Origin of the sequence: uncultured Jannaschia sp. (assembly GCF_947494055.1) — a bacterium.
Classification (GTDB): Bacteria; Pseudomonadota; Alphaproteobacteria; order Rhodobacterales; family Rhodobacteraceae; genus Jannaschia.
Genome location: NZ_CANLTR010000069.1, coordinates 1 through 9,187, shown reverse-complemented (window position 1 = coordinate 9,187; position 9,187 = coordinate 1). Strand labels below are relative to the sequence as shown.

Annotated in this window: 10 protein-coding genes and 1 pseudogene; 5 read left to right on the top strand and 6 right to left on the bottom strand. The window is 64.3% G+C overall.

The window, feature by feature from the left end:
* Positions 1-434: 434 nt before the first annotated feature.
* Together Q1A87_RS21955 and Q1A87_RS21950 are read right to left on the bottom strand one after the other, a co-directional pair.
* Complete coding sequence (locus Q1A87_RS21955) at positions 435-767, bottom strand: DUF5615 family PIN-like protein (RefSeq protein WP_299656572.1); 333 nt, start codon at positions 765-767, stop codon at positions 435-437.
* A gap of 25 nt (positions 768-792) precedes the next feature.
* Positions 793-1,044 carry a DUF433 domain-containing protein gene (locus Q1A87_RS21950; RefSeq protein WP_363323051.1) on the bottom strand — a complete coding sequence of 84 codons (252 nt, stop codon included), beginning with the start codon at positions 1,042-1,044 and terminating at the stop codon, positions 793-795.
* A gap of 472 nt (positions 1,045-1,516) precedes the next feature.
* Here Q1A87_RS21950 and Q1A87_RS21945 point away from each other — a divergent pair, with 472 nt between their 5' ends.
* The 4 genes from Q1A87_RS21945 (at position 1,517) to Q1A87_RS21930 (ending at position 6,471) form a co-directional block, all read left to right on the top strand.
* Positions 1,517-2,095 carry a hypothetical protein gene (locus Q1A87_RS21945; protein WP_299656566.1) on the top strand — a complete coding sequence of 193 codons (579 nt, stop codon included), beginning with the start codon at positions 1,517-1,519 and terminating at the stop codon, positions 2,093-2,095.
* A gap of 500 nt (positions 2,096-2,595) precedes the next feature.
* Positions 2,596-3,729, top strand: a complete 1,134-nt coding sequence (locus tag Q1A87_RS21940; RefSeq protein ID WP_299656563.1) for a permease — start codon at positions 2,596-2,598, stop codon at positions 3,727-3,729.
* A gap of 149 nt (positions 3,730-3,878) precedes the next feature.
* Entirely contained in the window at positions 3,879-4,262 is a 384-nt protein-coding gene (locus Q1A87_RS21935; RefSeq protein WP_299656560.1) for a glucose dehydrogenase, read from the top strand.
* A 25-nt stretch (positions 4,263-4,287) separates the two neighbouring features.
* Entirely contained in the window at positions 4,288-6,471 is a 2,184-nt protein-coding gene (locus Q1A87_RS21930; RefSeq protein WP_299656557.1) for a PQQ-binding-like beta-propeller repeat protein, read from the top strand.
* A gap of 56 nt (positions 6,472-6,527) precedes the next feature.
* Here Q1A87_RS21930 and Q1A87_RS21925 read toward each other — a convergent pair.
* Positions 6,528-7,498 (bottom strand): annotated as a pseudogene (locus Q1A87_RS21925) (IS5 family transposase).
* A gap of 117 nt (positions 7,499-7,615) precedes the next feature.
* Here Q1A87_RS21925 and Q1A87_RS21920 point away from each other — a divergent pair.
* Positions 7,616-7,786: a HepT-like ribonuclease domain-containing protein gene (locus Q1A87_RS21920; protein WP_299656553.1), complete on the top strand. Its 171-nt coding sequence runs from the start codon at positions 7,616-7,618 to the stop codon at positions 7,784-7,786.
* Between the two features lie 52 nt (positions 7,787-7,838).
* On the opposite strand, the gene Q1A87_RS21915 is transcribed toward Q1A87_RS21920, so the two are convergent.
* The 3 genes from Q1A87_RS21915 to Q1A87_RS21910 form a co-directional block, all read right to left on the bottom strand.
* The gene (locus tag Q1A87_RS21915; RefSeq protein ID WP_299656550.1) at positions 7,839-8,288 is read right to left on the bottom strand and encodes a hypothetical protein; all 450 of its coding nucleotides are present in this window, start codon (positions 8,286-8,288) and stop codon (positions 7,839-7,841) included.
* A complete protein-coding gene (locus Q1A87_RS24330) occupies positions 8,288-8,476 on the bottom strand; it encodes a helix-turn-helix domain-containing protein (protein ID WP_363323050.1) in 189 nt (62 codons plus the stop codon). The genes Q1A87_RS21915 and Q1A87_RS24330 overlap by 1 nt, the downstream gene beginning before the upstream one ends.
* 36 nt (positions 8,477-8,512) lie before the next feature.
* A partial coding sequence (locus Q1A87_RS21910) for a hypothetical protein (RefSeq protein WP_299656547.1) occupies positions 8,513-9,187 on the bottom strand: 675 nt, incomplete at its 5' end.

Genomic DNA, 9,187 nt, shown 5'->3' with positions numbered 1-9,187 from the left:
ACACCGCTCGCGCCCGATCACCGCCGGGCGGGCGCGCCGGACACGTGGCCGTTCGGAACGTGACGGGGCAGGTGGACTGCCTCGTTCGCGCCATGTGCCTTGAAGCATTGAGGCACGCGACACGCGCTACTGTCATGACGCCATCGCCGCGTCGAAGTCGGGATGAGCCGCGTCAGGCTCCTTGGACCGACGCCTATGACGCGCGACTTTGACCGCCAAGCCGCCCAGCTCCGGACCCACATCGTCATCCTTGATCGCTGCACCGCCCTTGGCACTCCGTCATCCGGCGCACAGGTTGGACTCGTCCCAAGAGAAGGGCATTCATTCGCAGGCAGACCGCGCAACACGGCCCAACTGCCAACAAAAAATGGCATTACATAATAGACCTTACAATTTACAGAGTTCTGAACGAATTCCTGTTGATGATCATGCTCTTACCACCAGACCTCAACGCAGGCTGCTCCGCTCTCCTCTGCGGCGACAATATCGACGTAGCGCGCACGTAGTGCTGCTTCGACAGCGGCCGTCGAACTATTGCCGCCACGCAGCCAGACGACGAGCGGAGGCGCGCCACGAAGCGTAGCTATCTCTGCCAGGTCGACGTCGCGGGTGGCGATCGCGAAACCTTCTTGGGCCGCATTCTCCCAGATGTCCGTGTCAGGGGCGCGATCCAGATCGATTAGACGGACTTGAGTTGACCCTGGGAAAAGGTCGGCCAGCCGCAGTGGAAGACGGTGGCCGAGATTCTGATCGAACAGAAGCTTCACGGCAAAGGAAGCGTACCGGGTCCCGTCACTCCGCCGCGACGGTCGTGGTGCGCTCGCGCTCCGCTGCAAAGGCTAACGCAGCGCGGATGTCCGCCTCGGTCAGTTCGGGAAAGTCCTCGAGGATCTCTGCGACGCTCATCCCCGAGGCTAGCCAGCCCAGCACATCGCCCACGGTGATACGCATGCCGCGGATTACGGGACGTCCGCCACGAAGACCCGGCACCATCGTGACGATCCCGGCCCATAGGGGCTGCTGTGGCTTCGATGGGGACGGCATTGTCATAAAAGGAAGATAGCGCGCAGCATGGTCTGTGGAAAGAAGGCGTCTCATTCTGTCGTCCTGTCTACCTACCACTGATGGTTACTCAACATGAAGACTATTACCTATCTAGTTCGAAAGGTTATAAAAATTTTTATACTTGATGTCGGTTATGTACTTCATATGACATGCTGTCAGTTCCTCTGGCGCCGCCGATATTCGGATGGTCCTTCAGGTCCTCAAAGAGCCAAAGGCTCCCTTGGCTCATCGTGCGTGTGCATGGCCTCTTGTGCGGCAACCGGGAGCGACCGCATTCTCGCCGGGCATTCCGGCTGGACGCATTGAACTCGTTGCTCCATGCCATCGACACCTCTCGGAACAGAGGGCTCTGGGCCTCCAGCCAAGCAGCCTGATGCGACCGTTCCCCCGGACCCGAACGCCCGGCGCGGCGTTTTGGAGGTGTCGCTCTATAGCCCACCTGACAGGTACGATGTCCGCCTTCGATTACGCCCTTTTCGAGACGCATCGGGATCTTGCCGTGCGCGTCTGGCATGCTCGCCTCGAGGGCGCACCGATCGAGGCGATCGCCGCACGCGAAGGGACGGCCGTAGCAGAGGTCTGGCGGATTCTCTCTCGTTGGCCGCCCGAGGACATCGCTTTCGAGCTGCGCTTCCGGACGGGGCTTCGATCCTTCTGGATTTGCCAGGAGGGAGTCGTGCGTTCGGATGTGCTCGCTGATGCGACAGGTCGGGTCCATCCGTTCCTGCTGATCCTCGTGCCGACCGATATGGACCCGCGAGACATCCGCCTGCAGCTCGCCCGCCTCCGCGATCTCATCCGTGCCAACGGACGCCCGGGTTTCGCGTTCACCGACGTGGAGGGAAACCAGGAAGTCGAGATTTCCCTCAGGATGGCCACCGATCACGGCATTCCCTGCTGTGAAATCTGCGACGACGGGGATCCACTCTTCTGCACAGGTCCGCGCCTGCGGGCCTACCTTGAGATGGCCCTAGCCGACCAACATGAGATCGTGCGGCCAATCCGTGCCTTCGCCCCTGCACCATCCTGAGAAGGTTTCCGTGGAGTTCGACGAACGACGACTATCCGCGAGCCAACGAGTTCATCCGCCACACCGGCGAGAGCGTGCTGACCGCCGCTCTGTTGGACCGCATCCTCCATCGCGCATCGGTGGTGACAATCTGAACCGCCCCCATTTCGACCGGACACCTCGGCATACCCAGCGATGACCAAAGCCTGAGCCTGAGGAACATGCTCATGCCCGACGAGGACCGACCGAGGCGAGCAGATCGCCAGTGTCGCTGGACGGCGCTACTGGTCCACACAGGATCAACTTCGGCACGCAAACCCCTTCCAAAAGGAAGGATCCAAGCTCTCGTGTTTCGACCTTGTGTCAACGCGTGAGCCAGGCATGGTCTAGTCCATTCGGAGGCGGCCATGCAGTATTTCGAAGGTCTTCGGCGACGAGGCCGGTCCTAAGTTCGAGGCGGGCGGGAACCGTATCGCAAGGTCGTAGTCCTGATTTCGAAGGTCGGAACTCGGAGTCGGCGCATGGATCAGGTCGTGCAAGCGTTCGTTACGGGTGCAGGTATGCTGTGGAAGGCGCTCTGGGCGCTTGTCTTCGGCTACATCATATCGGCCGGCATCCAGGTCCTCGTCACGCGGGAGCAGATGGCGAATACCCTCGGCGACCGTGGAATGCGGCAGGCCGGGATCGCGGGATTCTTCGGCTTCATCTCCTCCTCCTGCTCCTTCGCTGCCCTCGCGGCCTCGCGCTCCCTCTTCGTCAAGGGCGCGCATCCAATGAACGGCATCGCTTTCCTCATCGCCTCCACCAACCTCGTCATCGAGCTCGGCATCGTGCTTTGGGTCCTGCTCGGCTGGAAGTTCACCCTGGCGAACTTCCTGCTCGGCATCCTGATGACGATCTATGCCTACGGGCTCTCTCGGCTTTGGTTTCCAAGGGGACTTGCCGACCCGGCGAAGGACCATGCCGAGAAGGCGCAGGCCGAGGAGGGAATGGACATGGACACTTCCATGGAAGGCTCGCTGCAGGACAAGCTCCTGTCGCTGGCGGGCTGGCGCCGGATCGCCCGCGCCTTCGTCATGGAATGGATGATGGTCTGGAAGGAAATCCTCATTGGTTTCACGATCGCGGGCTTCATTTCGGTCTTCGTCCCGCAATCGGTCTGGAACGCGATCTTCCTCATCGGGGAGGGCGGCGCTCAGGATGCGCCGGGGCTCCTTACGGTCGTGGAGAACGCGTTCGTCGCGCCTGTCGTGGCCTTCTTCACGTTCATCGGCTCGATGGGGAACGTGCCTCTCGCCGCGATGCTCTGGTCGAAGGACGCCTCCTTCGGCGGCGTGATCGCTTTCCTCGGCGCCGACCTCGTCGCCGCCACCGTGGTCTGGGTCCACGCCAAGTATTACGGCTGGCGCTACGCGCTCTACCTGTCGGGGCTGCTGTATCTCTGCATGGTCGCGGCCGGCATCAGCGTGCACTACATCTTCGCGCTGCTGGGTCTGATCCCGACCGAACGCCCGTCGCTGCAGGAAATGGTCCGCTTCGCTCTGGACTACACGTTCTTCCTCAACCTCGCCTTCCTGGCCCTCGCGGGCGCGCTCGTCTGGCTGCATCTGCGCGGCCATGCCGAAGACCGGACCGCAGAGGAAAAGCCTGCGTAACCGCTCAGCCGCTGGATGTCTTCGAGCGTACCGAAGCGCGCCGGTCGGGAACCGTGATCCGAACCGACGGTTGACGCCGGGAAACGACAAGGGTTGCGCGTCGCGAAGCCGCACCGCAACCGGTTCGCCTTCCGGATGGAGATACGTTCATGAAACGTCGTCCCGACCGTTCGCCGCACAGAGGTGCGGGATACTGGACACGCGTCGCCATCGCCCTGCTCTTCGGGGTTCTCGGCACGATCCTCCTGATCGGAGGGGTCTGGCTTATCGCGCTCGGCGGCAGCTGGTACTATGCGCTCGCTGGGCTCGGGCTCCTCGTCTCGGCGTGGTTCCTGTGGCGCGGCCAGATGGCGGCGCTGGCGGTCTATGCGCTCGTCTGGGCGTTCACGCTGGCCTGGACGATCTGGGAGGTTCGCTTCGACTGGTGGGCCTGGGTGCCGCGCATGGTCGCGCCGACGGTGCTGCTCGTCGTGGTGCTCGCCTCTCTGCCCCTGTTGTCGCAGCGCCGGGCCGCGCGGCCGCATCACGCCTGACGATCCCGGACTCGCGAGGCCCGACATGATACTGACCCGACCGAACGCGTTCCTTTACACCGCGGTCGCGGCCGTGCTGGCCGCGCCTGCCCTGCACGCCCAAGAGGACGCCGCGCCGCCCGCCCAGACGCCCGAGGCCACGATCCTCGTTCCTGCCCCGCCGGGTACCGTCGAGATCGAACCACCGGCGGAGGACACGGCCACCGCCGCGCCTTCCGTTCCCGCATCGGACGGCGGCACGGCGGCCGAGCCCATCCCGACCCCAGTCAGCGCGCCGCAGCCGCAGCGCGAGGTCGGGGTCGACTGGCCGTTCTGGGGCGGCGACGCGAACGCGACGCGCTATTCTCCGCTTGAACAGATCACGCCTGCGAACGTGGCCGGGCTGGAGCGCGCCTTCGTCTATCACACGGGCGACCTGCCGAGCCCCGAGGCGGAGGGCAAGTACGCACCGGAGACGACGCCTCTCAAGGTAGGAGGCGACCTGCTGATGTGCTCGGCCATGAACGTCCTGATCTCGATCGACGCCGCGACGGGCGAGGAGAACTGGCGTTTCGATCCGGGCGTCCCCGATGAAGCGATCCCCTATTCCGCCTCCTGCCGGGGGGTGAGCGTCTGGACCGATCCCGAGGCGGCGGAAGGCGATCTTTGCGCCACGCGGGTCATCGAGGGCACGCTCGACGCCAAGCTCGTCGCGGTCGATGTCGAGACGGGCGCGCCCTGCGAGGGGTTCGGCGAGAACGGCACCGTCGACCTCTGGCAGGATATCGGCGAGCGGGTGCCGGGCTGGTATGCCGTCACCGCGCCGCCCGCGATCGTGCGCGGCATCGTCGTGACCGGCGCGCAGGTAAAGGACGGTCAGGCGGAGGACGCGCCCTCGGGCGTGATCCGCGGCTACGACGCGCGCAGCGGCGAACTCGCCTGGGCGTGGGATCTGGGCGCGCCGGAGCAAAACGCCGATGGCCCGCCAGAGGGCGAGGTCTATACCCGCGGCACACCGAACATGTGGACCACCGCCACCGGCGACGAGGAGCTGGGCCTCGTCTACCTTCCGATGGGCAACAGCTCCGTGGATTACTACGGCTCGAACCGTTCGGAGGCGGAGGGCGACTGGTCGACCTCGCTCGTCGCGATCGACGTGACCACGGGCGAGCCGGCCTGGTCGTTCCAGACCGTGCACAACGACGTCTGGGATTACGACCTGGGCAGCCAGGTGAGCCTGATCGACTTCCCGACCGAGGACGGTTCCGTCCCGGCCCTCCTCCTGCCCTCCAAGCAGGGGGACATCTACATCCTCGACCGCGAGAGCGGCGAGAACCTCGTCCCCGTCGAGACGATCGAGAACCTGCCGCAGGGCGAGATCGAGCCGGACTTCATCTCCGAGACGCAACCGGCCTCGGGCTATCACACGCTGCGCTTCGACAACCTGACCGAGCGTGACATGTGGGGCTTCTCGCCCATCGACCAGCTCTGGTGCCGCATCCAGTTCCGGCAGGCGAACTACGAGGGCTTCTTCACCCCGCCGTCTGCCGATGCGTTCTGGATACAGTATCCGGGATACAATGGCGGGTCGGACTGGGGCTCCGTTGCCGTAGACACCGACCGTGGGATCATCGTCGCGAACTACAACAACGTCCCGAACTACAACCGCCTGATCCCGCGCGAGGAAGCCGACGAGCGTGGCCTCGCGCCGATCTACGCACAGGAAACGGGCGGGGAGTCGGGCGAGAACGCCGAGGGCGCGGGCGACGCGCAGGCCGGCGCCCCTTACGCGATCAACGTGAATGCCGGATGGCGCTCGGCCCTGACCGACATGCCGTGCACGCAGCCGCCCTACGGCGGCATCCGCGCGATTGACCTCGCCACCGGCGAGACGCTCTGGGACGAGCCGATCGGGACGGCGCGCCGCAACGGACCCTTCGGTATTCCCTCCGGCCTGCCATTCAAGATCGGCACCCCGAATAACGGTGGCTCCGTGGTCACGGCAGGCGGGCTGATCTTCATTGGCGCGGCCACCGACAACCTGATCCGCGCGATCGACATCGAGACGGGCGAGACGCTGTGGACCGACGAGCTCCCCGCCGGCGGTCAGGCCAACCCGATCACCTACGAGGTCGACGAGCGGCAATACGTGCTGATCGCGCCGGGCGGTCACCATTTTATGGAGACCGGCGTCAGCGACGCCGTTATCGCCTACGTCCTGCCGCAGTAGAGGGGCTCTGTTGCACGGAACTCCTGAGGGCTGAGCTTCCTCTTTCCCCGAGCGGCTCAGACGACGGGTTCTGTGACGGGAATGCCGAGTGCGGTGAAGCGGTTTAAGATCGCGATGCGGACCTGAAGCTCGGCCGTCTGGCGATCGAAGTCCCGAGCTATAAGTTTCTGGCCGAGCAACTTCATACAGTTCATCTTGGTCTCGGCCCGGCTTCGGCGGTGATAGCCGCTCCAGTGCCGCCAAATAGTCCTGTCGAGGTGCTTGATGGCGCAGGGCCTCGTTTCTGTCTGCTGCTCCGGGGCTATCCTTCTTCCACGGCTTGGCGTTGCGCCTGGGCGGGATGACCGCGTCCGCGCCCCGGTTCGCGATGGCATCGCGGCAGCCGCGAGTGTCGTAGGCGCCGTCAGCCGTAACGGAGGCAATCGCTTCGCCCTCGGGGATCTGGGCGCGCAGATCAGGCAACACAGGTGCATCGCCCACGCCGCTGCCGGTGATCTCAACCGCACGAACTTCCAGCGTCGCCTCGTCCATGGCCAGATGGACTTTGCGCCAAATCCGCCTGCGCGCACGACCGTGCTTGCGCGCATGCCATTCGCCTTCGCCGCGGACCTTGATGCCCGTGCTGTCGATGAGCAGGTGCAGCGGACCGTTGCTGCCATGGTAGGGCAATTGCACAGCCAGCGTCCTCTCTCGCCGGCAGAGTGTCGAGAAGTCCGGGACCGGCCAATCGAGATTCGCGAGCTTCAGCAGGCTTGCCACGAAGCTAGTCGCTGGGCGAAGCGGGAGGCCGAACAGGACCTTGATCCCTTTCGGGACATCACTGCGTGATGCCCTGCCGGGCAGTGGTCATACAGGCTTGGATCGCGGCGTCGCTGTAGACCGGCTGACCACCGCGCTTGCCCGATGGCATCGCGTACCAGGGCGTCGACGGATCGAACCAGACGGTCAGCGATCCACGCTCACGCAGCGCCGCATTGTAGGCGGACCAGTTCAGAGTGCGGTAGCGGGTGGGTGCAGGCTTAGACATGCCGCCGGCAGCGCGTTGCGGACCGATTGTCCGCGCTCCTCGCCGCCGAAGTGGATCTGTCGGACGAGGCCATGCAGCGGCCCTTCGTCCGCGAAGCCTACGAGGCCGATCGGGTCTATGCCTTCTAGCGACCCGGTCCGCCGGTTCCGGGACATCGTCGAGAATGTCGACCGGATCGAGAACTACCTAGACGGCTACGACTTCGCCCAGTTCACACAGGACCCCCGGACCATCGACGCCATCGGGCGCTGCATGCAGCGTATCACCGAGGTCGCGATCAAGGCCTAAAAACACCCGAACGTGCATATTTGGACGTCTTGTAGAACGTTCGACGAACAATCTATTCGCCTGACTGGCTGAGGTACAAGGCGACATCTTCGGCGGAGAACTTGTATCCGCGGCCGTCGGCGATGCGTTCGACGCTGATCGGATATTTCGGGCGGTTGGGATTTATGGCGGTGATGCGGAAAGTTTCGCCGCCGGTCCTGAAGATGCGGGCGTAGTCGGAGGGTTCCAGTCCAAAGCTGCTCGCCAGTGCCTCGAATAGAGTCCTTTCCGGGGAGAAGAGCGATCCGTCCGGTGTCGGAATCCCGACGCGAAACCCGATATCGAATCCATGGCGCAGGTCGATCTCGCTCAGATCGCCGCCTTCCACGGCAAGCCCATGGGTCTCGGCGACGCGTCGGCATGCGGCAAGAAGGTCTCGCCGGAGACGTTCGCAGAAAGCCGGAGTGAGGTTGCGGGGCGGGACGGGCTTGGCCATCGTCGTCGCCTTGCTCTTCTTCGTCATCACATCGAGACCTTTGCCTTGTAAACGGTTCCGCGGGGACTCCCCATCTCGCGGGCGATTTCCGTCGGGGACAGTCCCTTGGAGAGAAGCGCCCTGATCCCGTCCATATCGATATTGGGCGGACGTCCGCGATAGACGCCCCGGTGTTTGGCGGCGGCGATACCCTTGGCCTGCCGCTCACGCCGCAAATTGGTCTCGAACTCGGCGAAGTCATGGCGACGAGATCAATGCAGCGGCACGTCGGGTCGACCGCCTCGCAGCCGCGGTTTCAGACGTTTCGTTGCCTCCGTCAGCCAGTCGACGGCCCCGGGCGTCTCGGACCAGGCAAAGCCGTATTCCTCGACGTAGTAGGCAGCCTCGTCTTCGCCGCCGAGCGTGTAGTATCCCGTATCCTCATAGCGAATACGGTTTTTCCGCGCGAGCAGAGTCGGCACGTGGTGATTGCACTCCCAGGCGTCCTCGACAGCCCGTCGGGCAACACTTCCATCGTCCGACTTTCGGAAAGCGAAGAGCGCCTGCGTGTACCGGATGAACGTACTGGCCTCGTCGCTGTGCGCGCGCAGAAGGTCTTCGGCACCGGCGTCATCATGCATGGCTAAGAGCCAGGCGAGCAGCACGTATCTCAGTCCCTGGTTGTCGCCTGGATTGAGGACGAGCATCTCGCGCAGATGCCCGATCGCGGCGTCCCGGTCGCCGGCTTGCCACAAGTCCTCGGCCAGACGGTGTCGGGCCCGCATGTAGGGCCGGGTTTCCAGAAACCCCCAGAAATGCCCCGCGTACTCGCCGAAACCGTCCTCGCCGAGCGCCAGTTCACCGGCCTTGACAGCGCGCTCGAGAAAGTCCCGTCGGTCCTTCGCGCCGAGCGACGGACGCTCGGCCAGGATAAGCCAGGCATCCGC

What these genes read in the sequence shown, in the direction of transcription:
- Q1A87_RS21950 (WP_363323051.1), bottom strand. Translation starts at nt 1,044, where the DNA reads ATGCCGTCCCCATCGAAGCCACAGCAGCCCCTATGGGCCGGGATCGTC.
- Q1A87_RS21945 (WP_299656566.1), top strand. Translation starts at nt 1,517, where the DNA reads ATGTCCGCCTTCGATTACGCCCTTTTCGAGACGCATCGGGATCTTGCC.
- Q1A87_RS21940 (WP_299656563.1), top strand. Translation starts at nt 2,596, where the DNA reads ATGGATCAGGTCGTGCAAGCGTTCGTTACGGGTGCAGGTATGCTGTGG.
- Q1A87_RS21935 (WP_299656560.1), top strand. Translation starts at nt 3,879, where the DNA reads ATGAAACGTCGTCCCGACCGTTCGCCGCACAGAGGTGCGGGATACTGG.
- Q1A87_RS21930 (WP_299656557.1), top strand. Translation starts at nt 4,288, where the DNA reads ATGATACTGACCCGACCGAACGCGTTCCTTTACACCGCGGTCGCGGCC.
- Q1A87_RS21920 (WP_299656553.1), top strand. Translation starts at nt 7,616, where the DNA reads ATGCCTTCTAGCGACCCGGTCCGCCGGTTCCGGGACATCGTCGAGAAT.
- Q1A87_RS21915 (WP_299656550.1), bottom strand. Translation starts at nt 8,288, where the DNA reads ATGACGAAGAAGAGCAAGGCGACGACGATGGCCAAGCCCGTCCCGCCC.